25 protein-coding genes and 1 pseudogene are annotated in these 26406 nt (G+C 66.7%); 12 read left to right on the top strand and 14 right to left on the bottom strand.

Annotated features, from left to right (window positions below; all coding sequences use genetic code 11):
* Positions 1 to 6: 6 nt before the first annotated feature.
* Complete coding sequence (locus JX552_RS27355; RefSeq protein WP_431195898.1) at positions 7 to 1566, bottom strand: serine/threonine-protein kinase; 1560 nt, start codon at positions 1564 to 1566, stop codon at positions 7 to 9.
* Positions 1567 to 1704: 138 nt separating this feature from the next.
* Here JX552_RS27355 and JX552_RS27350 point away from each other — a divergent pair, with 138 nt between their 5' ends.
* Positions 1705 to 1905, top strand: a complete 201-nt coding sequence (locus JX552_RS27350) for a hypothetical protein (protein ID WP_205874891.1) — start codon at positions 1705 to 1707, stop codon at positions 1903 to 1905.
* Positions 1906 to 2011: 106 nt separating this feature from the next.
* Here the strand turns inward: JX552_RS27350 and ggt are convergent, their stop codons facing one another.
* Positions 2012 to 3595, bottom strand: coding sequence for a gamma-glutamyltransferase (ggt, locus tag JX552_RS27345; RefSeq protein ID WP_205874890.1), 1584 nt, complete (start codon positions 3593 to 3595; stop codon positions 2012 to 2014).
* A 39-nt stretch (positions 3596 to 3634) separates the two neighbouring features.
* On the bottom strand, positions 3635 to 4546 hold the full coding sequence (locus JX552_RS27340) for an alpha/beta hydrolase (protein WP_205874889.1): 912 nt from the start codon (positions 4544 to 4546) through the stop codon (positions 3635 to 3637).
* 55 nt (positions 4547 to 4601) lie between these two features.
* Between JX552_RS27340 and JX552_RS27335 the strand changes: the two genes are divergently transcribed.
* Entirely contained in the window at positions 4602 to 5261 is a 660-nt protein-coding gene (locus JX552_RS27335; protein ID WP_205874888.1) for a TetR/AcrR family transcriptional regulator, read from the top strand.
* A 235-nt stretch (positions 5262 to 5496) separates the two neighbouring features.
* Here JX552_RS27335 and JX552_RS27325 read toward each other — a convergent pair.
* A pseudogene (locus tag JX552_RS27325) lies at positions 5497 to 6143 on the bottom strand (PE family protein); the annotation flags it as partial.
* A 331-nt stretch (positions 6144 to 6474) separates the two neighbouring features.
* Between JX552_RS27325 and purB the strand changes: the two are divergent.
* Positions 6475 to 7893 carry an adenylosuccinate lyase gene (gene purB, locus JX552_RS27320; protein ID WP_205878720.1) on the top strand — a complete coding sequence of 473 codons (1419 nt, stop codon included), beginning with the start codon at positions 6475 to 6477 and terminating at the stop codon, positions 7891 to 7893.
* Positions 7890 to 9128, top strand: coding sequence for a cytochrome P450 (locus tag JX552_RS27315; RefSeq protein WP_205874886.1), 1239 nt, complete (start codon positions 7890 to 7892; stop codon positions 9126 to 9128). The genes purB and JX552_RS27315 overlap by 4 nt, the downstream gene beginning before the upstream one ends.
* A gap of 35 nt (positions 9129 to 9163) precedes the next feature.
* Here JX552_RS27315 and JX552_RS27310 read toward each other — a convergent pair whose 3' ends face one another.
* On the bottom strand, positions 9164 to 9781 hold the full coding sequence (locus tag JX552_RS27310) for a hypothetical protein (protein ID WP_205874885.1): 618 nt from the start codon (positions 9779 to 9781) through the stop codon (positions 9164 to 9166).
* Positions 9782 to 9842: 61 nt separating this feature from the next.
* On the opposite strand from JX552_RS27310, the gene JX552_RS27305 reads away from it, so the two are divergent.
* Positions 9843 to 10730, top strand: coding sequence for a phosphoribosylaminoimidazolesuccinocarboxamide synthase (locus JX552_RS27305; protein WP_205874884.1), 888 nt, complete (start codon positions 9843 to 9845; stop codon positions 10728 to 10730).
* Positions 10727 to 12841, top strand: coding sequence for a S9 family peptidase (locus tag JX552_RS27300; RefSeq protein ID WP_205874883.1), 2115 nt, complete (start codon positions 10727 to 10729; stop codon positions 12839 to 12841). Before JX552_RS27305 ends, JX552_RS27300 begins: the two co-directional genes overlap by 4 nt.
* On the opposite strand, the gene JX552_RS27295 is transcribed toward JX552_RS27300, so the two are convergent.
* Positions 12842 to 14440: a DHA2 family efflux MFS transporter permease subunit gene (locus tag JX552_RS27295; protein ID WP_205874882.1), complete on the bottom strand. Its 1599-nt coding sequence runs from the start codon at positions 14438 to 14440 to the stop codon at positions 12842 to 12844.
* Positions 14441 to 14562: 122 nt separating this feature from the next.
* Here JX552_RS27295 and JX552_RS27290 point away from each other — a divergent pair, with 122 nt between their 5' ends.
* Together JX552_RS27290 and JX552_RS27285 are read left to right on the top strand one after the other, a co-directional pair.
* Entirely contained in the window at positions 14563 to 15267 is a 705-nt protein-coding gene (locus JX552_RS27290; protein ID WP_205874881.1) for a DUF2334 domain-containing protein, read from the top strand.
* A 45-nt stretch (positions 15268 to 15312) separates the two neighbouring features.
* On the top strand, positions 15313 to 16986 hold the full coding sequence (locus tag JX552_RS27285; RefSeq protein ID WP_205874880.1) for an FAD-binding dehydrogenase: 1674 nt from the start codon (positions 15313 to 15315) through the stop codon (positions 16984 to 16986).
* A gap of 22 nt (positions 16987 to 17008) precedes the next feature.
* Here the strand turns inward: JX552_RS27285 and JX552_RS27280 are convergent, their stop codons facing one another.
* Positions 17009 to 17647: an MBL fold metallo-hydrolase gene (locus tag JX552_RS27280; protein WP_205874879.1), complete on the bottom strand. Its 639-nt coding sequence runs from the start codon at positions 17645 to 17647 to the stop codon at positions 17009 to 17011.
* Between JX552_RS27280 and JX552_RS27275 the strand changes: the two genes are divergently transcribed.
* The 4 genes from JX552_RS27275 (at position 17624) to purQ (ending at position 20115) form a co-directional block, all read left to right on the top strand.
* Positions 17624 to 18355 carry an ATPase gene (locus JX552_RS27275; protein ID WP_205874878.1) on the top strand — a complete coding sequence of 244 codons (732 nt, stop codon included), beginning with the start codon at positions 17624 to 17626 and terminating at the stop codon, positions 18353 to 18355. The two genes, JX552_RS27280 and JX552_RS27275, sit on opposite strands and share 24 nt — an antisense overlap.
* 37 nt (positions 18356 to 18392) lie before the next feature.
* Positions 18393 to 19142 (top strand): LLM class flavin-dependent oxidoreductase, encoded by a 750-nt coding sequence (locus JX552_RS27270; protein ID WP_205874877.1) that lies wholly within the window; start codon positions 18393 to 18395, stop codon positions 19140 to 19142.
* 62 nt (positions 19143 to 19204) lie between these two features.
* A complete protein-coding gene (gene purS, locus JX552_RS27265; protein WP_055581507.1) occupies positions 19205 to 19444 on the top strand; it encodes a phosphoribosylformylglycinamidine synthase subunit PurS in 240 nt (79 codons plus the stop codon).
* Entirely contained in the window at positions 19441 to 20115 is a 675-nt protein-coding gene (gene purQ / locus JX552_RS27260; RefSeq protein ID WP_205874876.1) for a phosphoribosylformylglycinamidine synthase subunit PurQ, read from the top strand. Before purS ends, purQ begins: the two co-directional genes overlap by 4 nt.
* Positions 20116 to 20264: 149 nt before the next feature.
* Here purQ and JX552_RS27255 read toward each other — a convergent pair whose 3' ends face one another.
* The 7 genes from JX552_RS27255 to JX552_RS27225 all read right to left on the bottom strand — a co-directional run bounded on the left by JX552_RS27255 (position 20265) and on the right by JX552_RS27225 (position 26404).
* The gene (locus JX552_RS27255) at positions 20265 to 20735 is read right to left on the bottom strand and encodes a hypothetical protein (protein ID WP_205874875.1); all 471 of its coding nucleotides are present in this window, start codon (positions 20733 to 20735) and stop codon (positions 20265 to 20267) included.
* 92 nt (positions 20736 to 20827) lie between these two features.
* Positions 20828 to 21829 carry an LLM class flavin-dependent oxidoreductase gene (locus JX552_RS27250; protein ID WP_205874874.1) on the bottom strand — a complete coding sequence of 334 codons (1002 nt, stop codon included), beginning with the start codon at positions 21827 to 21829 and terminating at the stop codon, positions 20828 to 20830.
* Positions 21826 to 22635, bottom strand: coding sequence for an Rv0792c family HTH-type transcriptional regulator (locus JX552_RS27245; protein WP_205874873.1), 810 nt, complete (start codon positions 22633 to 22635; stop codon positions 21826 to 21828). The genes JX552_RS27250 and JX552_RS27245 overlap by 4 nt, the downstream gene beginning before the upstream one ends.
* A gap of 72 nt (positions 22636 to 22707) precedes the next feature.
* The gene (locus tag JX552_RS27240) at positions 22708 to 23163 is read right to left on the bottom strand and encodes a cupin domain-containing protein (RefSeq protein WP_205874872.1); all 456 of its coding nucleotides are present in this window, start codon (positions 23161 to 23163) and stop codon (positions 22708 to 22710) included.
* Positions 23164 to 23179: 16 nt separating this feature from the next.
* Positions 23180 to 24631: a dihydrolipoyl dehydrogenase family protein gene (locus JX552_RS27235; RefSeq protein WP_431195897.1), complete on the bottom strand. Its 1452-nt coding sequence runs from the start codon at positions 24629 to 24631 to the stop codon at positions 23180 to 23182.
* Positions 24631 to 25329: a haloacid dehalogenase type II gene (locus JX552_RS27230; protein WP_205874871.1), complete on the bottom strand. Its 699-nt coding sequence runs from the start codon at positions 25327 to 25329 to the stop codon at positions 24631 to 24633. The genes JX552_RS27235 and JX552_RS27230 overlap by 1 nt, the downstream gene beginning before the upstream one ends.
* A 16-nt stretch (positions 25330 to 25345) precedes the next feature.
* On the bottom strand, positions 25346 to 26404 hold the full coding sequence (locus JX552_RS27225; protein ID WP_205874870.1) for a zinc-binding alcohol dehydrogenase family protein: 1059 nt from the start codon (positions 26402 to 26404) through the stop codon (positions 25346 to 25348).
* Positions 26405 to 26406: the final 2 nt, after the last annotated feature.

The raw sequence follows: 26406 nt of genomic DNA, 5'->3' as shown, positions 1-26406 counted from the left end.
CGCCGGCTATTGCTGAAATTGCGGACAGTAGACGGTGATCGCCGCGTTGACCCCGGCGGCCGCCTGAGCGGGCGTGACAGTGTTGTTGCCGTTCACCGTCGCCTGCACGGAATCATTGGGCGTCCCACCGTTTTGCAGGCTCGTGCACACGGCGCGGCCGGTCGCGGCGGCTGCGGCCGGATCGGTGACGGTCAGACCAGGGATGCCGGACACCATGTTGACGAAGGCCTGGTCCGGGTCGGCGGGCCGCTGCGGTGGGGGCGCCGGCGCCTTCGGTGGTGACGGCTGAGCCGGAGTCGCCGCGGCCGGCGCGGCCGGAGGGGACGCAGCGGCGGGAACGGACGTCCGGTGTGGAGTGGCTGCGGGCGCCGGAGCCGGCGCCGGAACGGGGCTTGAGGCAGTGTCCTTCGGCGGCAACGCCATCGGCTGCGCGGCCGCCGCGGGTGGTGGCACATTCTCGGCTGCCAGCTGAGGTTGCGTGGAAGCCGGGGACGCCGCGGGCGGCCCGGCGTCAGGCCTGTCGTCGATCTGGTAGCCGCTGGCCGCGATGCCGGTGAGTGCGATGACCGTTGCTGCGGCCGCGATGGTCTGCCGATTCCGCCGTTGTGGTTGGACGGCGGGGGCGGGCTGCTTGGGTGTCCGGACCGCGATGGGTCTGGGCATGGTCCATACCGAGTTTGTTGATTGGCCGATCGAGTGGACGGCGCGTGTGAAGGCATCGGCGAAGTCGGTGCATCGGATGAATCGATCGGCGGGATCTTTGGCCAGCGCGATGGCGAAGACCGGGTCGAAGGCCTTGAGTGTGGGCCGGATGTCGGCCAGGGCGGGAGGTGGCGTGCTGAGGTGGCGGCTGATCACAACGGCGGGGTTGGTGTGCGGGAACAGCGGGGCGCCGGTTAGCAGGTGGTAGGCGGTTGCGGCCAGAGCGTACTGATCGGCGCGGCCGTCGATGGGTTCGTCGGTCAATTGCTCAGGCGCTGCGTAGGGGAAGGTGCCGATCATCATGTTGGTCGCGGTCAGGCCGCCGATGTCGCCGATGTTGCGTGCTATGCCGAAGTCGCTCAACAGGACTCGTTGTTCGCCGGTGTCCGGACCGGTGAGCAGGATGTTCGCCGGACCGACATCGCGGTGTAGCACGTCATGATGGTGATGCGCGTAGTCGAGCGCGCCTGCGATCGCCTGGATGATGTCGGCTACCTGATCGGCCGGCATGCCGACCGGATACTGGGCGCGCAACAGGCTCGCGGCGTCGGTACCGTCGACGAAGTCCATCGAGATCCACAGTTGCCCGTCGAACTCGCCACGGTCGTTGATCCGCACGATATTCGGATGCCACAGTGCGGCAGCCAGGTCCGCCTCTCGGATGAAGCGCTGACGATAGGCGTCGTCGGCAGAGATGTCGTCGTTCAGGACCTTCAGCGCCTCGCGGCGTGGCAAGCGTGGATGCCGGACCAGGTAGACCTCGCCCATGCCGCCGGCGCCCAACAACCGGTCAATCGTGTATCCGGCGAACACATCTCCGGCACCCAAACCCATGCCGGGGCTTCGATGAACTGAGCCAATCATCGCACCGTCCGTAACAGGAATGCCGAGCGCAGCCTCGGCGCCAGCCCGCAATTGCTCATTCGATAGTACCCAGCGATTCATCGCCAAGTCATCTATAGTTTCCTATGAGTTTACCTTTAGTTCACCTTATCTCGTCGGGTGAAGGTCCGAGACGGGGTTGACGGGTGGGCCGCTGATCGTGAGAACCTCAGCGGCTCAACGACCGTCGCGGGATCGGTGACGGTGAAGCCGGGAACGTCGGCAAGCTGGTTTAACGGAGGTCTGGTCCCGACCGACCGCTATGTGCTGTGGGGTGTCTTCGTCCGCGACGCGGCCGAGATGGGTGCCAGTGGCTGGTAGCACGCGCGAGGCGGAGCTGCCGCTGGTGTCGGAACGCGCGCCGGGAAAGGCGACGGCGTGGCTTGCCGTCAATCGATGCCTACGGCCGGGCCAGGGCTTCGCGGCGTCAGAGCGCGGCGGCCTGCCCGTCCCGACGCGGGTCGCTGGCCGCGAGATATCCGTCGTCCAAACGCCAGATCGCCTGGCAACTGCCGAACGCGTTGTAGTCATCCACGGTGAGCAGTTCATGCCCACGCTGACGGAGACCGTCGAGGGTCTTCGGTGGAAATCCGTTCTCGCAACTGACTTCCATGCCCTGTACCCAACGGAAGCGCGGGCCGTCGCAGGCGGCCTGGGGGTTCTGGCCGTAGTCGGCGATGCGCACCAGAACCTGTACGTGGCCCTGTGGCTGCATGGGCCCGCCCATCACGCCCAGGGTCATCACGGGCGCGCCGTCCTTGGTGACGAAGCCCGGAATGATGGTGTGGTACGGGCGCTTGCCCGGTCCGACCTGGTTCGGATGACCCTGTATCGCAGAGAAATTGGCGCCACGATTGTGCAATGATATGCCGGTGCCCGGCACCACCACGCCGGAGCCGAAACCCATGTTGTTCGACTGGATCATCGACACCATCATCCCCGCGGAATCGGCGGCGGTCAGATAAACCGTGCCGCCCTTGGGTGTTCCGGCCGAGGCGGGGTTGGCGCGGGCGGGATCGATCAGTGCGGCCCGCTGCTTCAAGTAATCGCGGTCGAGCAGCTGCGCGGCGGTGACGGCCATGTGGTCGATATCGGCGACGTAGGCGTGTGCGTCGGCGAAAGCCAGTTTCAGCGCTTCGATCTGCAGGTGCACACTGTCGGCGGAATCGACTGGCCGCGAGGCCATGTCGAAATGATCGAGGATCCCTAGCGCGATCAAAGCCACGATTCCTTGACCATTGGGCGGTATTTCGTGCACCGTGTACCCGCGATACTCGTTGCTGATCGTGCCCACCCAATCGGCTCGGTGCGCGGCCAAGTCGTTCGCGCGTAGCGCGCCGCCGTTCGCCGTGGAGTGCGCTTCGAGCGCCGCCGCCAACTCACCGCGATAGAACTCCACCCCACCGGATGCTGCGATCTTCTCCAGCGTGTCCGCATGGTCGGGAAAAGTGAACAGCTCGCCGGCTTTCGGCGCCCGTCCTCCCGGCAGGAAGGCTTCGGCGAACCCGGGCTGCTCGGCGAACAACGGCACCTGGGCCGCCCACTGGGTGGCCACCATCGGCGAGACCAGAAAACCGTTGCGGCCATATGCGATAGCGGGTGCGAAGAGTCGCTCGAACGGGAGCCTCCCGAACTGGGCATGCAGTTGTGCCCAGGCCGATACCGCTCCGGGTACCGTGACGGAGTTCCACCCGGCAGCCGGAACACCCTGCCCGCCAAAGTATTCGGGTGTCCACGCTGCCGGTGCGCGGCCAGACGCGTTGAGGCCGTGCAGACGCTCACCGTCCCAGACGATGGCGAAGGCATCCGACCCGATGCCGTTGGACACCGGTTCGACCAGCGTCAGGGTGATCGCGGTGGCGACGGCCGCGTCCACCGCATTCCCGCCGTCGGCGAGCATTCGGAGACCTGCCTGTGCGGCCAGTGGCTGCGATGTGCAGACCGCATTGGCAGCCAGCATCGGCGTCCGAGGCCAGCGGTACGGGTTGTTCCAGCCGAATGGTGTGCTCACGGGGGGAGCGTAGCGGCGCACTGGCCGCACAACCAGGGTCTACGCCGTCAGCAGGGGCGCCATCCAAGTCAACTCCGCCGGCAACTGGGAGCTCCAGAAACCGCCGTCGTGACCGCCCGGGGAGAAACCGCCCGCCGGCGGATTCGGGAGTTGGGCGATGAACTGCTTTGTCGCCGAATAGAAGGGGTCACTGTCGCCGCAGTCGATGCGGATCGGGATCGCACCCAGCGCCGGCATGCCCCACACCGAATTGGCCGCGTAGTCGTCGGGCCCGTCGAAGGCGCCGGGCGCGGCCGCGCCCGAGGATGTCCACAGCGCGGGGCTCACCGCGCAGATCGCGGCGGTGCGTCCGGCGCCCAGTCGGCCGCCGAGCAGTAACGCGCCATAGCCGCCCATCGACCAGCCCAGGAATCCCACCCGCGAAGTGTCCAGGCCGTGGCTGTCCAGCATCGGAATCAGCTCGTTGAGCACCATCGACCCGGCGTCGTCACCGTCGGCCCGTCTGTGCCAGTAGCCGCCGCCGCCGTCGACGGCGACCACCGCGAACGGCGGTAACCCGGCATTGACGGCTTGCGCCAAGCCCTGCTCGACACCGCCGGCCATCACGGCCGCGGCATCGTTACCTTTGCCGTGCAGGGCAATGACCGGCCGCAGCGGTTTGGTCTGGCCGGGCGGACGCGCGATCGCCCAATTCGTCGATATCCCACCCCGTGCTGCCGAGGCGAATGAGCCAGTCACCATGGTCGGAGCCGCCTGCGCGGGGGGCGCGGGATCCAGCGGCCGTGTCGGCGCCAATGGAACGTTTGTCCCAGTCCGGGCAACCGGCGCGGCGCCCGACGTTTGTGGGTGAAACAGCACGTCGAGCGCATATGCGCCGCCCGCGCCGCATGCGGCGGCGGCGCCGAGGCGCAGCACGGCACGGCGGCTGATGTCTGGCATGCGGGTCATCATGCCATGTTCGTTTCGCGAAAATGGCAATGCAGTACCACTTTGACTGGCAGCATGGGTGGACGTGACAGCAGCAGTTACTCCCAAAGGAGAACGTCGGCGGTACGCGTTGGTAAGCGCTGCCGCCGAGCTGCTCGGCGAAGGCGGGTTCGAAGCGGTGCGCCATCGGGCGGTCGCTCGGCGAGCCGGCCTGCCCCTGGCGTCTACTACCTACTACTTCTCGTCGCTCGATGACTTGATCGCCCGCGCGGTCGAGCACATCGGAATGATCGAGGTGGCGCAGCTGCGGGCCAGGGTCAACGCCCTGTCCCGCCGCCGCCGGGGGCCGGAGACCACCGCTGACGTGCTGGTCGACTTGCTGGTTGGGGACGTATCCGGACCAGGGCTCGCCGAGCAGCTGATATCGCGCTATGAGCGTCATATCGCCTGTACCCGTCTGCCTGCCTTGCGGGAGAGCATGCGGCGCAGCCTGCGCCAGCGCGCCGAGGCGGTCGCCGAGGCCATCGAGAGGTCGGGTCGGGCGGTGCAGATCGAACTGGTGTGCACCTTGATCTGCGCCGTTGACGGGTCGGTGGTCTCCGCTCTGGTCGAAGGGCGCGATCCGCGCGCAGCAGCGATGGCGACCGTGATCGATCTGATCGAAGTGCTTGCGCCCGTCGATCAACCGCCGGTGCGGGTCATCAGCACGTCGTTGGGCAACGACGGCGTCGCGATCTAGCCCGTCGCCGCGTCGCCGCAGCTGGCTCGTGCCCGCCGCGCGGTCAGCACGTCGTCGTCGGTACGGACGGCGCTGACACTGATTGCAGTCCGCCGTGGTCGACGGCGGCTACCCCGGTCGGGTCGCAGCCTGTTCACGTTAGGGCGACGCTGGCGGAGTGCATGATCGAAGGTGCCTATCGGTAGGCGTGGAGTGCCGCTCCCGCCGGCTACGTCAACCCGTCAAAACCGAACAGCAGACCCCCGGCGCCCGGCGTGCCGCTCTTGCCAAGGATGAAGCCAGTACCGCCCTTACCGCCGTTACCGCCGTTGCCGATCAGGACGGCATCGCCGCCGGCTCCCCCGGTACCACCGGTCCCAAAGCTCTCGGCGCCGGCGCCGACGCCGCCGGCGCCGCCGTTACCGAACAGTCCGGCGGCCCCGCCGGCACCGCCATTCGGGCCGGACCCACCTGCGCCACCGTCGCCGTACAATCACCCGCCGGCCCCACCGGCGGCCCCGGACCCCGCCGCCGCGTTGGCGCCGTTACCGATCAGCGGGCGCCCGGTGGCCGCGAGGAAGGGCGCGTTGATCGCGTTGAGTAGCGGACTGGTTATTGACGCGGCGTTGGCAGCCTCGGCTGCCGCATAGGACCCGGTGCCCGCGGTCAAGGCCTGCAGGAACTGTTCGTAAAACACCGCAGCTTGCGCGCTCACCGCCCGGTAGGACTGGGCGTGCGTGTCGAATAGCACCGCCACCGCCGCTGATACCTCATCAGCGCCCGCGGCCAGCAACCGTTGGGTGTTGGCCGCACAGTGTTGGCCGCCCCGATCGTCGACCCGATACCCGCCAACTCCGTGGCGGCGGCGGCCATCCACTCCGGGGCAGCGATCACATATGACATCGGACACCTTCCCCGATGAGGTCACGGCCCGATGGACTGGGACGACCCGCGAGATGCCCGGTTACCTGCAACCCACGGGTAGCGCCAGCATATCGCCGTAAGCAGTGCCAATTCCCGGTTTTGTCTTGATCGGCAAACCTCCACGCCGCGCATTCGTTGGCTCAAACGAGAATGACCACGGCGGGGCGCCAGGCCGCAAGCGCAGGGATCACGATTCGCCACCAGCGGGCGGACAGGCCGGCCCCATCGGCCCGGGTCTGGCGTCCGGCCGCGCTCCCGGACGACAAGTCAAGGCTCCGCGCGACCGTAAGCTGTGTCCGTGACAACCCCAGTGAGCATTCCGAACGTGCTGGCCAGCCGGTACGCAAGCGGTGAGATGGTGGCGATCTGGTCGCCGGAGGCCAAGGTGGTCGCGGAGCGGCGGCTGTGGCTCGCCGTGCTGCGGGCCCAGACCCAGCTGGGTGTGGATGTCCCCGCCGAGGCAATCGACGACTACCAGCGCGTTCTCGAGAACGTCGATCTGGCCTCGATCGCCGCGCGCGAGCGGGTGCTGCGCCACGACGTCAAGGCCCGCATCGAGGAATTCAACGCGCTCGCCGGCCACGAGCACGTACACAAGGGCATGACCAGCCGCGACCTGACCGAGAACGTGGAGCAATTGCAGATCCGGCAGTCGCTGGAACTGGTGTTCAGTCACACGGTGGCGGTGCTGGCCCGCCTTGCCGAGCGCGCGGTGGCCTACCGGGACCTGGTGATGGCCGGGCGCAGCCACAACGTCGCCGCCCAGGCCACCACACTCGGCAAGCGGTTCGCTTCGGCCGCGCAGGAGACACTGATCGCGCTGACCCGGTTGCGGGAGCTGATCGACCGCTACCCGCTGCGCGGCATCAAGGGGCCGATGGGCACGGCACAGGACATGCTCGACCTGCTCGACGGCGATTCGGTCAAACTCGCCGCCCTCGAGCAACAGGCGGCTGAATTCCTCGGATTCACAACGGTATTGCGCAGCGTCGGGCAGGTTTATCCGCGTTCGCTGGACCACGACGTGCTCTCCGCGCTGGTCCAGCTGGGCGCGGGACCGTCGTCGCTGGCGCACACCATCCGGTTGATGGCCGGGCACGAACTGGTCACCGAGGGGTTCGCCGAAGGTCAGGTCGGCTCCTCGGCGATGCCACACAAGATGAACACCCGCAGCTGCGAACGGGTCAACGGACTTCAGGTGGTGCTACGCGGATACGCCTCGATGGCCGCCGAACTGGCCGGCGCGCAGTGGAATGAGGGCGATGTCTTCTGCTCCGTGGTGCGCCGAGTTGCATTGCCGGACAGCTTCTTTGCCGTCGACGGGCAGATCGAGACGTTCCTGACGGTGCTCGACGAGTTCGGCGCTTACCCGGCTGTGATTCAGCGCGAGCTGGACCGGTATCTGCCGTTTCTGGCCACCACGAAGGTTCTGATCGCCGCCGTGCGCGCCGGGATGGGTCGCGAAGCCGCGCACCATGTGATCCGCGAACATGCCGTCGCCACGGCCCTGGCCATGCGGGAGCGCGGCGCCGAGCCCGACTTACTGGACCGGTTGGCCGCCGATGACCGGCTCCCGCTGGACCGGGCGGCCCTGGATGCCGCGCTCGCCGACAAGGAGGCCTTCGTCGGTGCGGCCGGTGACCAGGTCGACGAGGTGGCCGCCCTGGTGGACGAGCTCGTGAGTCGCCACCCGGAGTCGGCCAAGTACTCGCCGGGGGCGATCCTGTGACCACCGCGGTGACGAACATCGACTTCACCGACCTGGACAACTTCGCCAACGGGTTCCCGCACGAATTGTTTGCCGTCCATCGGCGCGAGGCGCCGGTGTTCTGGCACGAGCCCACCGACAACACCCCCGACGGGGAAGGCTTCTGGTCGGTGGCCACTCACCCGGAAACCCTTGAAGTACTGCGTGATCCGGTCACCTACTCCTCGGTCACCGGTGGCGCCCGTCCGTTCGGCGGTACACTGCTGCAGGATCTGGCGATCGCGGGTCAGGTGCTCAACATGATGGACGACCCTCGGCACTCCCAGATCCGGCGCCTGGTCAGCTCCGGGCTCACGCCGCGGATGATCCGCCGGGTCGAGGACGATCTGCGGGCCCGGGCGCGCCGCCTGCTCGATGCGGTGGTGCCCGGCGAGCCGTTCGACTTCCTGGTCGACATCGCCGCCGAGCTGCCCATGCAAATGATTTGCATTCTGTTGGGAGTGCCTGAGAGCGAACGACATTGGCTGTTCGAGGCCATCGAACCGCAATTCGACTTCGGCGGCTCACGAAAGGCCGCGCTGTCCCAGCTCTCGATCGAAGAGGCCGGGTCGCGGATGTACACCTATGGTCAGGAGCTGATAGCCGCCAAGCGTGCGCAGCCGACCGACGACATGCTGTCAGTGGTTGCCAACGCCGCCGTCGAAGACGAAAACTCCCAAGCCCTTTCCGATCTCGAGGTCTATCTGTTCTTCAGCCTGCTGTTCAGCGCCGGGGCGGAGACGACGCGCAACGCGGTGGCCGGCGGGCTGCTTGCGCTGGCCGAACACCCGGACCAATTGCACTCTCTGCGCGGCGATTCCGAGCTGTTGCCCACCGCGGTCGAGGAGATCATCCGGTGGACCTCCCCGTCGCCGTCGAAGCGGCGCACCGCCACCCGCGACGTCACTCTCGGGGGACACCGGATCGAGGCGGGCCAGAAGGTGCAGATCTGGGAGGGCTCGGCCAACCGCGACGACAACGTCTTCGAACGCGCGGGCCAGTTCGACATAACCCGCAAGCCCAACCCGCACTTGGGGTTCGGTCAGGGCGTGCACTACTGCCTGGGCGCCAACCTGGCCCGGCTGGAACTGCGGGTGCTGCACGAGGAGATGTGGTCGCGGTTCGGCGCCGTCCGGCTGGTGGAAGCTCCGGAATGGACACGCAGCAACCGACACACCGGCATCCGGCACCTGGTGGTGGAACTGCACGAGCGGTAGCCAGGCCGCCGCCCGATGTGTTCGCCTAGCCGGGCTCAGGGCATTCGCAACCTGATCCCGGCAGCCCTCAGTTCCAGTGCGGCCAACCCGCGGATGACCATCGGATCCTCGTGGCGCCAGCCGCCGACCGGGTCGGCACTGACCCCCGCGAGCTTCGCCGGCGACCGGTTGGCCAATGCCCGCAGCGCCAACAGTTGCTGCCCTGCCGCGGTCGCGGCCAACGCGGTCACCACCCACTTGCGCCGGAAGAACCGCCACCGCAGCAACAGCCAGGGCACCGTCACCGCCAGAATCGGCGGCGACGCGACCGCCAGCGCCAGGACCCAGGCGAGCCAGCTCGCCGTGGTGTCCAGGTTGTGGCCCGCGCCGGCCACGTCCAGGGCCGCCTGACTGGCCGCGTCTAGCGGCTTGCCGAGCGCATCGCCGAGCAGCGGAACACTGTGTGCCCCGTGCCCCGCCGCGGCGAGGTTGCCGGCGAGTCCTTTCGAACCGCTCTCCACTTGCCGGCCGGCCTCGGCGATCGTCGCAATCGCATCGTGCACCGCCATGCCGACGAGCACCCAGATCACCGTCCACAGCGAAATGGTGATATCGCTGATCAGTTGACCGAACAGGCGAAGCGGGCGGGTGGAGTACGGCAGGAACCTCGTCATGCCTCCGATACCAGCACAGCTCTCCCCGAAATGGTGCCGGCTCGCCCGATAGGCTGACCCGATGCGACCCCCTTTGTCCGATTACCCGCACGTGGCCAGTGGCAAAGTTCGGGAGATCTACCGCGTCGACGACCACCATCTGTTGTTGGTCGCCACCGACCGGATCTCCGCCTACGACTTCATCCTGGACAGCGCCATTCCCGACAAAGGCCGCATCCTGACGGCGATGAGCGTGTTTTTCTTCGGGCTGGTGGACGCCCCGAACCACCTCGCCGGTCCCCCCGATGACCCGCGGATCCCCGAGGAGGTGCTCGGTCGCGCGCTCGTGGTGCACCGGCTCGAGATGCTCGAGGTGGAGTGCGTCGCCCGCGGCTACCTGACCGGTTCGGGACTGCTGGACTACCAGGCCACCGGCAAGGTCTGCGGTATAGCACTGCCACCGGGCCTGGTCGAGGCCAGCAAGTTCGCCGAGCCGCTGTTCACCCCGGCCACGAAGGCGGCGTTGGGCAGCCATGACGAGAACATCTCGTTCGACCGGGTGATCGAATTGGTGGGCGCCGTGGCGGCCAACCAATTGCGCGATCGCACACTGCAGATTTACGTGCAGGCCGCCGACCATGCGTTGACCAAGGGAATCATCATCGCGGACACCAAGTTTGAGTTCGGCACCGACCGTAACGGCAATCTGCTGCTGGCCGACGAGATCTTCACCCCGGACTCGTCGCGCTACTGGCCGGCCGACGAATACCGCCCAGGAGTGGTGCAGAACAGCTTCGACAAGCAGTTCGTCCGGAACTGGCTCACCAGCGGTGAGTCTGGCTGGGATCGGCACGGGAGCGAACCGCCGCCACCGCTGCCACAGGACATCATCGATGCCACCCGCGGGCGGTACATCGAAGCCTACGAACGGATTTCGGGGCTGCGCTTCGATGACTGGATCGGCGCATGACCGACGCGCTGGTACCGCCCGCGGCCAAGCGGGTGGAGACTCGCCGCGAATTCCACGGCGACGTCTTCGTCGACCCCTACGAGTGGTTACGGGACAAGGACAGCCCCGAGGTCATCGGCTACCTCGAGGCGGAGAACGAGTACGCCGACCGGAGCACCGCGCACTTGGAGTCGTTGCGGCAGCAGATCTTCGACGAGATCAAGTCGCGAACCAAGGAGACCGACCTGTCGGTGCCCACCCGGCGCGGCAACTGGTGGTATTACGCCCGCACCTTCGAAGGAAAGCAGTACGGCGTCCATTGCCGGTGCCCGGTCACCGATCCCGACGACTGGAACCCCCCACAACTCGATGAGCACACCGAGATTCCCGGTGAACAGGTCCTGCTCGACGAGAACGTCGAGGCCGACGGTCACGACTTCTTCTCGCTCGGAGCGGCCAGCGTCAGCCTGGACGCCAATTTGCTGGCCTACTCCATCGATGTCAAGGGCGACGAGCGATACACGCTGCGGTTCAAAGACTTACGCACGGGTGAGCGCTATCCCGACGAGATCACCGACATTGGCGCGGGAGCCACCTGGGCGGCCGACAATCGCACCGTCTACTACAGCACCGTCGACGAGGCGTGGCGGCCGGACACGGTCTGGCGTTACCGGCTGGGTTACGGCGGATCCCCGGAACGCGTCTATCACGAACCCGACGAACGGTTCTGGCTCGGGGTGGGCCGCACCCGCAGCAACGCCTACATCGTGATCGCGGCCGGCTCCTCGGTGACCTCCGAGGTGCGCTACGCCGACGCGGCCGACCCGGACGCCGAGTTCACCGTGGTGCTGCCGCGCCGCGAAGGCGTCGAGTATTCGGTGGAGCACGCCACGGTGGGCGGGCAGGACAGGTTCCTGATCCTGCACAACGACGGCGCAGTGAACTTCACCCTGGCGGAGGCTCCGGTCGCCGACCCCGCCCAGCAGCGCACCCTCATTCCGCACCGCGACGACGTCCGCATCGATGCCGTCGATGCCTTCGCCGAGCACCTGGTGGTCAGCTACCGTCGGGCTGCGCTTCCGCGGATCCAGTTGTGGCCGTTCGGCTCCGACGGCGGTTACGACGAGCCGCAAGAGATCGCGTTCGACTCCGAGCTGATGTCGTCCGGGCTGGGGGCCAACCCGAACTGGCGATCACCCAAGCTGCGGGTGGGCGCGGGATCGTTCGTCACGCCGGTGCGGATCTACGACCTCGACCTGGCTACCGGTGAACGCACCCTGCTCAAAGAGCAGCCGGTGCTGGGCGGGTACCGCCGTGAGGACTACGTCGAGCGGCGCGACTGGGCGCAAACGGCGGACGGCGCCCGGGTTCCGATCTCGATCGTGTACCGCGCGGGCATCGAATTCCCGGCTCCGGCACTGGTTTACGGTTACGGCGCCTACGAGATTTGCGAAGATCCGCGGTTTTCCATCGCGCGCCTGTCGTTGCTGGACCGTGGCATGGTGTTCGTCATCGCCCACGTCCGTGGTGGGGGCGAGATGGGCCGGTTGTGGTACGAGCACGGCAAGCTGCTGGAGAAGAAGAACACCTTCACCGACTTCATCGCGGTGGCACGGCATCTCGTCGACACCGGGCTGACCACACCGCGGCAACTGGTGGCGCTGGGGGGCAGTGCCGGGGGGCTGCTGATGGGCGCGGTGGCCAACATGGCGCCGGAACTCTTCGCCGGCATTTTGGCGCAGGTGCCGTTCGTCGATCCGTTGACCACCATCCTGGATCCCTCGCTGCCGCTGACCGTGACGGAGTGGGACGAATGGGGAAACCCGTTGGCCGACAGTGAGGTCTACGCGTACATGAAGTCCTACTCGCCGTATGAGAACGTCGAGGCGAAACGGTATCCGGCGATCCTGGCGATGACATCGCTCAATGACACCCGGGTTTACTACGTGGAGCCTGCCAAGTGGGTGGCCGCGTTGCGGCACGCGAACAGCGGTGCCGGTGCGCAAGGCAGTCCGGTGTTGTTGAAGACCCAGATGAAAGCCGGGCACGGCGGAATCAGCGGCCGTTACGAACGGTGGAAGGAGACCGCCTTTCAGTACTCGTGGTTGTTGACGACCGCGCAGAACGGCTAGCTAGGCGGCGGGTTTCTTGGGCAGGAACGAGGCCGGTATCAGCGTCACTGCCACCAGCGCGACGGCGATCAGCAACACCACCGTGTAGGCATGTGAAAGGTCGTGCAGCAGGCCGGTGGCGAAGTCTGGCTGCAGCGTCCGCTGGGGTACCGTTGACGGGTCCACAGGTATCCCGTGTCGTACGGCCTCCTCCTGGCGACGCGCCAGTTCGTTTGCTGCGCAGATGTTCGCACTGCGGTTGAACTGACTGGTCAACACCATGGACATCAGCGCCGTCCCGATCGAGCCGCCAACCTGGAAATTGACGCTGATCAGTGTCGAACCGCGAGCGATCTCGTGTGGCGCAAGGGCCTGCACGGAAGCCCCCGACAGCGGCATCATGGTGCAACCCATGCCCATGCCCACAACACCCAGGCCCAACAACAGAACAGGTGAGTATTCGGCTTGCCGCGCGACACCGAAGGTGAAGACGCCCAACCCGATGGTGATGAGCGAGATGCCCAGGAGAACGCTCCGGCCCGGCCCCTTGCGGTCCATGAAGATTCCGGCCCACGGCATGGTCAGCATGGCGCCAAGCCCCTGCGGAATCAGGTGGAGACCGGACTGCATCGGAGTCTGACCCATCACCTGCTGGAGGTAACTCGGGATGAGCAGCAGGGACCCGAAAAAAGCGATCGAGAAGATCAATGCCGTGACATTGGCGTGGGTGACCGCGGGGATCCGGAACAGTCGCAGATCGATGAGCGGGTGATCCGCCCGGTGCAACGCGTGCAACACGAAGGCCGTGATCAATGCCAGACCAATGATCGCCGGTACCAACACGTGGCGGTCGGCCAGCGTGCCGCGGCCGGGGATAGACGATACCCCGAACAGAAACATGGCGAGGCCGGGTGAGAGCAGCAGCACGCCGACAGCGTCGAACGTTTCAGATGGCACTGGTTGATCCCGCGGGAACACGAACTTGGCGAGCAGGAAAGCGCATAACCCAATTGGCAGATTGATCAGGAAGATCCAGGGCCAACTGAAGGCGTTGAGCAACCATCCGCCGAGAATCGGTCCGCCGATGGGGCCGAGCAGCATCGGGATGCCCAGCACCGACATCAGGCGGCCCAGTCGTTTCGGGCCGGCTACGCGCGTCAGGATCATGAACCCCAACGGCATCAGCATGCCGCCACACATGCCCTGGACCGCCCTGAAGATGTTCAACAGCAGGATGCTGGGCGCTACGGCGCACAGTAGTGAGCCCACCATGAACGCCACCACCGAACCCATCCAGAGCCGCTTGGTCCCGAAGCGGTCGGCCGCCCAACCGGCTAACGGAATCACCGTGGCAAGGGCCAGCGTGTAGCCGGTCATGGTCCAGCCGACCACGGTCTGGGTCGACTCGAACTGCACGATAAAGGTGCGCTGCGCCACGCTGACGACGGTGGTGTCCACCGACAGCATCACCGAAGCCAGGATGCACACCCCGGCCACGCGGAGGGTGGCAGCGTCGAGCTTGTCGGGATAGTCGAGCGGGGTCGACTCTCCCGTCGCGGTGGTGGGCAGCACGGCGTCGGCCGGTGCGGATGGCGCCTTGTCCATGGCGTTGCTGAGCATATCTAACGGATTGTGACGTCCGGCTCAAGGGAGCCCCGTTCGACCTGATCACAGGCTTGATATACGTCTGCCGTCCGTGTGTCCTTCACCGTCTCGACACCTGTGCTCGGCAAACTGCAAATATGTCTGGAAAACTGATCGTCTCGGTTTCGGGAATCGGCGAGCAAACGCTGACTGACGTCGCCGACTTCTGTGCTCAGATGGACGCCCGTGCTGTTCCCGTGTCACTGCTCGTGGCACCGCGGCTGGGCAGTGACTATCGACTCGACCGCGACACCCGCACCGTGGACTGGCTGAGCGAGCGTCGCGCTCGCGGCGACGCCCTGGTACTGCACGGCTACAACGATGCCGCCACCAAGAAGCGGCGAGGTGAGTTCGCGACGCTGCACGCGCACGAGGCCAACCTGCGCATCAAGGCCGCCGACCGGGTGCTCGAGCACCTCGGCCTGCGCACCCGGCTGTTCGCGGCGCCGGGCTGGCTCGTCTCCCCGGGAGTCGTCAAGGCCCTACCGCACAACGGTTTTCGGCTCCTCGCCGACGCTTACGGGATTACCGACCTGGTCCGCGACCACACGGTGCGGGCCCGCGTCCTGGGTATCGGCGAAGGGTTTCTGGCCGAACCGTGGTGGTGTCGGATGGTGGTGCTGTCCGCCGACCGGATCGCCCGGCGCGGCGGGGTGGTACGCATTGCCGTCGCGGCGCGTCACCTGCGCAAGCCTGGCCCACGGCAGGCGATGCTGGATGCCGTCGACCTGGCCCTGTTACAGGAATGCACGCCCACCGTGTACAGCTGGCGACCGCGGAGGGCGATGCTCGACGCCGCCTGATACTCGGCGGGTCTGATCTCGCACCGGGCGCTACCCTGTTTCGACATGAGCGATGCGGTTTCGGTTTCGGAGGACTTCACAGCCGATGCGATCATCGTCGGAGCCGGACTTGCCGGGCTGGTCGCGGCCTGCGAACTGGTGGACCGCGGGCTGCGGGTGCTTATCGTCGATCAGGAGAACAGCGCCAACCTCGGGGGCCAGGCTTACTGGTCGTTCGGCGGCCTGTTCTTCGTCGACAGCCCTGAACAGCGCCGACTGGGAATCCGTGACAGTCACGAACTCGCGCTGCAGGATTGGCTGGGCACCGCGGCCTTCGACCGTCCCGAGGACTACTGGCCGGAGCAGTGGGCGCACGCCTACGTCGACTTCGCGGCGGGGGAGAAGCGCAGCTGGCTGCGGGCGCGCGGTCTGAAGATCTTTCCGGTGGTCGGATGGGCCGAGCGTGGTGGCTATGACGCGCAGGGACACGGTAATTCGGTGCCGCGGTTTCACATCACCTGGGGGACGGGACCGGCGCTGGTGGAAATGTTCGCGCGGCAACTGCGTAACCGGCCCCATGTTCGTTTTGCCCACCGCCATCAGGTCGACAGGCTGATTGTCGAAGGCGATGCGGTCACCGGCGTCCGGGGTACCGTGCTGGAGCCGTCCGAGGAACCGCGTGGCGTGGCGTCGTCGCGAAAGGCGTTGAGAAAGTTCGAGTTCCGCGCCTCGGCGGTGGTGGTGACGAGCGGCGGCATTGGCGGTAACCACGATCTGGTGCGCAAGAACTGGCCGCGTCGGATGGGCCGGGCCCCCAGGCAGTTGCTCAGCGGAGTACCGGCCCACGTCGACGGCAGGATGATCGGCATTGCCCAGAAGGCCGGCGCGCGGGTGATCAACCCAGACCGCATGTGGCATTACACCGAGGGAATCACCAATTACGACCCGATCTGGCCGCAGCACGGCATCCGCATCATTCCGGGCCCGTCGTCGCTGTGGCTGGATGGCGCGGGAAACCGGTTGCCGGTGCCGCTGTTTCCCGGCTTCGATACGTTGGGAACCTTGGAGTACATCGCCGCCAGCGGCTATGACTACACCTGGTTTGTGTTGAACGCCAGGATTATCGAGAAGGAATTCGCGCTGTCCGGGCAGGAGCAGAATCCCGATCTGACCGGGCACAGCGTGCGCCGGCTGTTACGGGCGCGCGCCAGGTCCGGGCCACCCGGTCCGGTGCAGGCGTTCATCGACCGGGGCGTGGACTTCGTTACCGCCGACTCGCTACCGGAGCTGGTGGAGGCGATGAACGGGCTGCCCGACGTGGAGCCGTTGGACTACGAGACGGTGGCGGCCGCGGTCACCTCACGCGATCGCGAGGTGGCCAACAAGTTCACCAAGGACGGCCAGATCACCGCGATTCGGGCCGCCCGGGGCTATCTCGGCGATCGCCTGGGCCGCGTGGTGGCGCCGCACCGGCTGGTCGACCCGAAGGCCGGGCCGCTGATTGCGGTCAAGTTGCACATCCTGACGCGAAAGACGTTGGGCGGCATCGAAACCGATCTGGATTGCCGGGTGCTCAGGTCGGACGGCACTCCGATCAACGGGCTATACGCGGCGGGCGAGGCGGCCGGTTTCGGCGGTGGCGGGATGCATGGCTACCGGGCCTTGGAGGGAACCTTCCTGGGCGGCTGCATCTTCTCCGGCCGCGCCGCAGGCCGCGGTGTCGCCGAGGACATCACCTAGCTCGCGAGGGAGCGGGCCCACCTCAGAAGGTGACGGCCTCCTCCTCCGGAAGAACCTGAAAGTCCGTGCTGGTCATCTCGGTGAGCCGGCCGTAGTAAATGCCCCGCGCCTCGGGCGCCACCACACCCTGGTGAATGGGCACCGCCCGGTCGGGTGCGACCGCCCGCAGGTAGTCGACGGCCTCCGAGATCTTCATCCACGGGGCGGCGGCCGGAGTGGCCAGGACATCCACCGGTTCCTTGGGGACGAACAACGCGTCACCGGGATGCATCAACCGCGCGCGGTGCTCGCCGTCGCCGACGAGAAACGAAATGTTCTCTATCACCGGGATTTCCGGGTGAATGACGGCATGTCTGCCGCCGACGGCCCGGATACTGAGCTGTCCGACCGCGAGTTCGTCGCCGACATGCACCGAACGGCACGGCTCGCCGAGTTGCTCGGTGGTCTGCGGGTCGGCGTACAACACGGCATCAGGATTGCCCTCGAGCAACGCCGGCAGCCGTGAGACGTCGACGTGGTCGGGATGCTGGTGGGTGATCAGAATCGCCGACAGGCCGGTGATTCCTTCGAAGCCGTGGGCGAAACTGCCGGGATCAAAAAGAATCTTGGTCTGACCGAACTCGGCAAGTAAACAAGAATGCCCGAAATGCGTCAGTTGCATGTCTACGATTGTGCCTTGATGGGGGCCGTGCAGCTGAGAGTGTTTCTGGCGACCATGATGGTCGCCGGTAGCTTCGCGATCGCGCTCGTCGCCGCTACCCCCGCACCCGCCGAGCCCGAGACCTGCCCGCCGGTGTGCGATCAGATCCCGAGCTCAGCGTGGATCGACCGGCGGTCGATACCACTGCACTCGGTGTACGACTGGCCGGACCTCGGCGGTATCGACACCGCCGTGACAGGTGGCGGAACCCCGCAGTTCAAGTTCGAGCAGGTCTGCAACACCACGGCGCTACCGAAGGACAGCCGCAACTCCGCTGTCACCGCACGCGCCATGGTTGCCCAGCCAGACGGTCAGTGGCAGCTGTACGCGCAGATAGTGCACTGGCGCGGGGACACCGCCCGCGGCGGCGCGCTGGCCGCCTCGGTGTTCAGCACCGCCGTCGCCGCGCTGCGCGGATGCCAACTGGGGGCGGCCGCGCAGTCGCCGTCGATCACCGACGACGAATCGACCCGGATGGCTGCCGTGGTCAGCGGGCCGCTGATCTTGCACACCTACCTGGTAGCGCACGTGGCGAGTAGCACAATCAGTGAACTCACATTGTGGGCAGCGGGGACGCCGCGGGTGCCCTGGCCAGTGCTCAACGATGCCACCGTACTGGACGCCCTGATCGCCCCGCTGTGCGGGGCCTACATCGCATCATGTCCGTGATATCAACTGGCGCAACGAATTACGCATAGTTCGCATGGTGAAAATCGACATTCTCTACAGTGCGGCCAGGCATCCCTGGCCGCAGTTGCTCGACCGGGTATTGCAGGCTGAGGCCGACGGCTTGGGTAGAGCGTGGGTTTTCGACCATCTCTGCGGCGCGATGTTGTCGGGAACCCGAATGTTGGAGTGCTTCACCTTGGCCGGCGCGCTGGCGGCCGCGACCTCCACCATCGGTATCGGCACCCTGGTGGTCAACGCGGCCAACCGGCCGGCCGGAGTCACCGTCGCGGCGGCCGCTTCGGTGCAAGAGATCAGCGGCGGCCGCTTCGTGTTCGGACTGGGCGCCGGGGCCGCTCCCGGCACTGCCTGGTCCCGGGAGCATGAATTGCTCGATATCCCGCTGTATGACTCGGTAGAGCGCCGCCACCAGCACCTCATCGACGTCATCGACCTGTGCGACGCCCAATGGGACCCGGATCGAACGGACACCTGGGCAGCTTTTCCGCTGCCGTCGCCTCGCCCGCCGATATTGCTCGGGGTCAACAGCACGGGCCTGGCCAAGATTGCCGGCACGCGATGCGACGCCATGAACATCGCGCTGGATCACCCGCGATTCGAGGAGTTCATCGCTGCGGCCCGTACCGCTCGCGCCGCGTCTGCGCTGGCGGATCGTCCCTTCGAAGTCACCGCATGGACCCCGCTGCGCGACGCCGCCCTGGATCCGGACGGGGATGCGCACCGCCGCGTCGCCGAGGTGGGCGGCGACGGCTTGGTTCTGGTCGCCTAGGGCGCGGCGGGGTCGGTAGAGTTGGCGCGGACGCGCAGTCGTCGGAGCTGAGGAGGAACGCAGTGGCCCGGGTGGTCGTACATGTGATGCCCAAAGCGGAGATCCTTGACCCGCAGGGGCAGGCGATTGTCGGCGCCCTGGGGCGGTTGGGTCATCCCGGAATCTCAGATGTCCGTCAAGGCAAGAGATTTGAACTAGAGGTCGACGACACGGTAGATGACTCCCAGCTCGCCGAGATCGCGGAGTCGCTGCTGGCGAACACGGTGATCGAGGACTGGACCATCAGCCGGGACCCGCAGTGACGGCACGGATCGGCATCATCACCTTCCCGGGAACCCTCGACGACGTCGATGCCGCGCGGGCGGCCCGCCTGGTGGGCGCCGAGGCGGTCAGTCTGTGGCACGCCGACGCCGACCTCAAGGGTGTCGACGCCGTGGTGGTGCCCGGCGGCTTCTCCTACGGCGACTACCTACGCGCCGGGGCGATCGCCAGGTTCGCGCCGGTGATGGGCGAGGTGGTGGCCGCGGCCGACCGCGGCATGCCGGTGCTCGGAATCTGCAACGGTTTTCAGGTGCTCTGCGAGGCGGGCCTGCTCCCCGGTGCCCTGACGCGGAATGTCGGGCTGCATTTCATCTGCCGCGACGTGTGGCTGCGCGTCACATCCACCTCGACCGCGTGGACATCGCGTTTCGAGTCCGATGCCGACCTGCTGATTCCGCTGAAGTCGGGCGAAGGCCGCTATGTCGCGCCCAAGGAGGTGCTCGATCAGCTCGAGGGCGACGGACGGGTGGTGTTCCGTTACCGCGACAACATCAACGGCTCTCAGCACGACATCGCCGGCATCAGCTCCGCCAACGGGCGCGTCGTAGGTCTGATGCCGCACCCCGAGCACGCCATCGAGGGATTGACCGGTCCGTCCGACGACGGCTTGGGCCTGTTCTATTCGGCACTCGACGCGGTGCTGACGGCCTGATCCGTCAGGCGGACATCCGGTCGTAACGCGCAGTGGGGCAGCGTAGTTCGTAGAATGTGGCGCTCAGTGCGTCGGTCGCGTCAGGCGGGTCGTCAAGCGTCTGGTCGTCGGTGAGCCGTGTCCGGACAGGTGCTGACTGGGCGCCTGGGCTAGCTCGCGTCGAGCAGCAGCGGCGGCGACGGCAGCTCCGCGGCCACGGTCAATCGGCTGAAAAGATCGATGCCCGCCGCGGTGGCGCGGTCGGTGAATGCCGCGAGATCGTCGAAGCGGACCCGCTCACCGATCCACCGGGACTGCTCGGCCGCGACGCCGATGCGTTGCGGGTCCGACGAGCCGTGCACGATCGCGGTGACGTCGCGATTATGCTCGTTCCAGGCGTCGGCGAGGGCGGTGAGCCGCGCGCGATCCGAGGCGGGGAAGAAGTACGCCGGGGTGACGCGGATGGTGAAAACATCGGGGTGCAGGGGCGGGATTTCTAGATGCACATGTAAGCGCAGAGCGGTGTTGAGAACGAAGAAGAACTCGCCATCGTGCCGGCCGCGGAAGTAACGCCGCGCCCGGGTGCACAGGTAGCGCTCGATCAGGTTGGTGTTCAGCGGCTCGCCTACAGGCTCAGACATGGTCCCATGCTCCGCTACCCGACTATGCGGATCCTTGAGCCAGAGCCAACGATTCCAAAGAATCAGTTGAGAATTCGCTGAGGGGTGGGGCTTCAGTGCGACCTCGCCAGGGGGATGATGTCGCGTCCGACGGTGTCGAGGTACTCGGATTGGACCACATGGGGAATCGCGAACAGGAACTGGTCGACACCGCAGCGCTGGTATTCGCGGATGCGCTCGACGCAGCTGTCGGGGGAACCCACGATGAGCCCCGATTCGGGGATCGAGGCGAACTCGGCGCGGACCCGTGCCTCCTGTTCGGCGGATTCGGTGGGTGCGAGCAGGGCCGTGACCGACAGGCGCAGCGTCGCCGGGTCGCGGCCCGCGGACTCGCAGGCGCGGCTGAGGAAGTCGCGGCGCGCGGCGATCTGTCGAGGCGACCACCACCGCACGTTGAGACCCTGGGCGGACTTGGCGGCGATGCGGTGCACCCGGTCGCCCTCCCCGCCGATCCACAGCGGCGGATGGGGCCGCTGCACCGGGGGTGGATCACAGATGGCGCCGTTCAAGGTGTAGAACTGCCCGGCGAACGTGGGGTTCGGCTCGGTCCACACGGCCTTCATCACTTCCAGCGACTCGGCAAGCGCCGAGACCCGTTCGCGCACTGGCGGAAAGGGGATGCCGTAGGCGTCGAACTCACGCTGGAACCAGCCGGCGCCCATGCCGAGATCGAGCCGTCCCTCGGAGATGACGTCGAGTGTCGCAGCCATCTTCGCCAGCACCGAAGGATGACGGTAGGAGTTGCACAGCACGCTGGTGCCCAGGCGCAACCGGGTGGTGTCCCGCGCCAGAGCACTCAGCGCCGTCCAGCACTCCAACAGCGGAAGCGAGGCGGGCGGTCCGCCCGGGTCCGCACCGCTGGATTCAACGGCAATGCCCGCGTCCTTGACGTAGTCATCGGGACTGATGGTGAGGAAGTGATCGCACAGCCATACCGAATCGAAGCCGCATTGCTCCGCCTGCTGGGAGACGGCGACCATGTCGCGATATGCGCTCACCGCAAGCCCGTTGACCGTCAGCGCCAAGATGAGGCCGAACCGCACGTCGGAATTCACTGGTTAGTCTCCTCGATGATTCCGGCACCCGGACCGACGATCGTTCGCGGCAGCGTGACGGCGAACCTGTATCGCTCCGGACGGTGGTGGAACTGCACCACCTCGAGCGGTTTGTCGTCCTCGGTGTAGCTGATCCGGTCGACGACGAGCACGGGTGCGCCGGTCGTCAGGTTCAGCGCTGCGGCGATGTCATCGGAAGCGCCGGATGCATGAATCTCGTAGGTGGCGCGACCGATGTGCACGCCGAGCTCCTGCTCCCACATGGTGTAAGTGGTCTCGGTCGGCGCGCCCGCGAGTAACGGCTCAACGGCCTGCCCCAACGCCGTCGGAAGGTATGCGGTGACCACGGCGAGTGGTTCGTCGCCGGCGCGATAGAGCCGACGCAGACATAGCACTTCCGAGACGCCCAAGATGTTGCAAACCTGTTGCGGCGCCGCAATTGCCGCGCGAGACAGCACGTCCACCCGGGGAGTGATGCCGGAGTCTGACAGCACCTCTGTGATGGTGCGGACGCCGGACGCGAGCTCCTGCCTGACCGGTTCGGCGACGAAGGTGCCCAGGCCTTGCCTCCGCACCAGCCACCCCTGGCTCTCGAGCAGCCCCACCGCCGCGCGCACGGTCACCCGGCTCAACCCGGTCCGGTCGATCAGTTCCTTCTCGCTGGGCAAGCGCCCACCTCGCGGTAGCCGTTGGGCGACGATCTGCGCTTTCAAGGCCTCGGCGAGTTGGGTGGTCGCCGGCACGCTGCCACGAGATATCTCCAGCTCAGCGGCGTCGAGGTCTAGGCGGGCCTCCGCAGATGACATAATACGTATTAAAACGTCTTAATACGAGTCCGTCAAGGCGACCGTGGGGGCACCGGGGCCCCGGTGCGGCGTTCAGAGCGGGTAGAGCTCCGGCAGGTTCACCACGATGGCCTCCTGGCTGTTGCGGGCGATGACCACCTCGGCGGGAGTGGTCGGGTCCGGGTTCTCCTCCCGATGAGGCACGAACGGTGGGACGAAGATGTAGTCGCCCGGCTCGGTCTTGATGCGCACCTCCTGGACGCCATCATGAAAGACGAACTCCGGGTTGCCACTTCGCACATAGATCGCCGTCTCCGACTCGCCGTGGTGATGGTTGCCCGACGCCGTGTCCGGCTCGATGTACGTCTCGCCCATCCACAACTGCTCCGCGCCAACCGACTTGCCGCTGATGGCGGCGAAGCGCTGCAGGCCGTCCGTCTGGGCGGTGTCCGAATCGAGTTGAGACGCTCTGATGTGATGAACCTGCGTGCGACGCACGTCAACGTGCCGGGAGTCGAAGTCCGGGTGGAATCCGTCCGATGTTGCCATCCAGCACTCCTTTTCGTCAGACCACGGTGATGAACGAGTCTCGATACGCCTCAAGCAGTCTCAGCCACAGCTCGCTGATCGTCGGAAAACACGGTACGGCGTGCCACAACCGCTCGACGGGCACCTGCCCGGCGACGGCGATGGTGGCCGCGTGCAGCAGCTCGGTGACACCCGGGCCGACCAGGGTCACACCGAGCACATGGCGGGTATCCACGTCGACCACCATGCGGGCCCGGCCGGCGTATCCGTCGGCGAACAGCTTGGCGCCAGTGACGACGTCACCGATCTCGACGTCGATGATCTTGGCACGACGGCCCTGCTGGGCAGCCTGCTCAGCGGTCAGTCCGACGGCCGCCGCCTCTGGATCGGTGAAGAAGGCCCGCGGCACGGCGTGATGGTCGGCGGTGGTTGTGTGCTCGCCCCACGGCGCCGTGTCGAGCGGGCGTCCGGCGGCGCGGGCGCCGATGGCCGCGCCGGCCACGCGGGCCTGGTACTTCCCCTGGTGGGTCAGCAGCGCCCGGTGATTGACATCGCCGGCTGCGTAGAGCCAGCCGTCCTGGACGGCGGTCACCCGACAGGTGTCGTCGACGTCGAGCCAACTGCCCGGGGTCAATCCGATCGACTCCAAACCGATGTCGTCGGTCAGCGGCAAACGGCCAGTCGCGAACAGGATTTCGTCGACCTCCAGCTCACGTTCGTCATCGAGCGTCAACCGCACCGGGCCGTTCGGGTTGGGTCTGTTCAGCGCCCGAACCGAGACCCCCACGCGCACATCGACTCCCGCCGCCGCAAGTCCCCGGCCCACGAATTCACCGACGAAAGGTTCCATCCGGGCGAGCAGCGCGGAACCTCGCACAAGCAGGGTCACCGATGCGCCCAATCCTTGCCAGGCCGTGGCCATTTCGACGCCAACCCCGCCGGCGCCGACGATCGCGAGCCGGCGTGGGACCGAGCTGCTGTCGGTGGCGCGGCGATTGGTCCACGGCTTCGCTTCGTCGACGCCGGGCAGATCGGGCAGTGCGGGGCGGCTTCCCGTACAGACCACGACCGCCTGGCGCGCCGACAGCGTCACCGTTTCGCCGCTTGCGGTGGCTACCGCGACGCGCCGGGGGCCGGCCAAACGCCCGTGGCCGCGGATCAGGGTCGCGCCGATCCCGTCCACCCAGTCGGCCTGGCCGGTGTCGTCCCAGTCGCTCACATAGCGGTTGCGGCGGCCGAACACACCGGCGGGATCGATCGATCCGGTGACCGCCTCCCGCGCGCCGTCCACCCGACGGGAGTCGGCGACGGCAAGGACGGGGCGCAGTAGCGCCTTGCTCGGAACGCAGGCCCAGTACGAGCATTCGCCGCCGACGAGCTCGCGCTCGACCACCGCGACGCTCAGTCCGGCGGCCCGGGCCCGGTCGGCGGCGTTCTGACCGACCGGACCGGCCCCCAGCACCACCACGTCGTATTCTCTTTCCGGCACTACTCGAATCCTTCCAGGGATGGGCGGGGCAGCCGGCGGGCCAGCTCGTGCAGATCGCTGGCCACGAAATCCGGTTGCGGCAGCGCTTCGACCGGCAGCGGGGCATTGCCCGGCCGGGTGATCAGCGCCGTGCCGAAACCTACGTGGTGAGCACCCAGCAGATCCCACACGTGGGACGCCACCATCAGGCAGTCGGCGGGCGCCACGCCGAGTTCCTCGCACACGCGCCGGTAGACCGTCGGGTCTGGCTTGAATGCGTGGCAGGCATCGACCGTGAACCGCCTTTCGAAGAGTTCCGCGAGCCCGGCGTTCTCCAGCGCAGTCGGCTGACCCGGCGGATGGGGCGAATTCGTCAGGGTCACGAGTCGAAAACCGTTGTCGCGCAACTGGGTAAGTCCGTCCACGCTGTCGGGGTAGGCGGGCATGGTGCGCATGCTCGCGGCCAGGCGCTCGACTGCGTCGGCGGCGATGTCCGCCTGATGGATGTCGGCCAGCATCCGCAACACTCCGCCGCCCAGCGTTGCGAAGTCGACGTAGTGGCCGGACACCGTCGCCGTCATCGAGTACATGACAAGCTGATTGAACCAGTCCCGCAACACTCTTCGATCACCGAACAGTTCGTCGAACAGCGGTGCCATGGCTTCGATATCGAGCAGCGTCTCGTTCACGTCGAACACCAGCACGGGTGGTACGGCCACTGTCAGGCTCCTACCCTCATTTGCGATCCATCACCACCACCATCTTCCCCCCGGCTGCACCGGCCTCCATCACGCGGTGTGCCTGGTGAATCTCGTCAAAGGCGAAAACCCGGGACGGTCTCGCGTCGAGCTCGCCGTTCTCGACCTGTTTTGTGATGTGCTGTAGGGGCACGTCAGACAGCGGAAAGCCGGGAGTGCCGAACACGAAGCTGCCGAAGAAGTTCAGGTTGACACCACTGGCCATGCGCAGCAGCGGGTTGAAATCGCCGGTGGGTTCCAGCCCACCCAGCCAGCCGGCGAGGCACGCGGTGCCACCGCGACGCAGCATGTCGAGAGAGTCGAGGATGGTGCTGTTTCCCACCAGGTCCAGAACGGCGTCCAGCCGCTTGGACTCCGGCAGGTGAGCGGCCAGATCCGTTCTCTCCAGCTCGACGCGCGCAGCGCCCAGCGCCTCGAGCATCCGAAAGCGGTTGGGGCTGCGTGTGGTTGCGATGACGAGGGCGCCGGCGGTGACCGCCATTTTCAGCGCTGCCTGGCCGAAAGACGAAGTCCCGCCGCGTAGCAGCAACGTTTGTCCAGCCGTCAGCTCGAGGTTGCGGAACAGACAGGTCCAAGCTGTCGCGTATGTTTCGGGCAGAGCCGCCAATTGCGACCACGGCAGCTCGGATGAGATCAGCGCGACGTTCTCGGCACGCACACGGGTGTACTCGGCGTAGCTGCCATTGACGGTGCGCCCCAGGCCGCCCATCAAAGCCGCCACCTTCGCGCCGACCGGAAACTCCCCACCAGGGCAGGCATCGACGATCCCGACGCATTCGATGCCGCTCACTTCAGCGGCCTCGGCCCATTCGCCGCGACGCATGTGCATCTCGGCGTGGTTGATGCCGAAACCCTTGACTTCGATGACTACCTCGCCATCTTTGGGCAGTGGCTTGGGTATGTCGGTGTAGACCAGACTGTCGAGTCCACCGAAGCCCTCCAAAATAATTGCCCGCATTGTCGTTTCACTGTGCTGCTCGCGTACCACGGCTGGCGCCGTCGGTAGTGGGCTGGATTCGTGCGTGAGGGTGTCCATCG

This window comes from Mycobacterium gordonae, from assembly GCF_017086405.1.
GTDB classification, from domain to species: domain Bacteria; phylum Actinomycetota; class Actinomycetes; order Mycobacteriales; family Mycobacteriaceae; genus Mycobacterium; species Mycobacterium gordonae_D.
The sequence above is the reverse complement of the archived record's forward strand: the minus strand, read 5'-3'. Positions and strand labels throughout refer to the sequence as shown.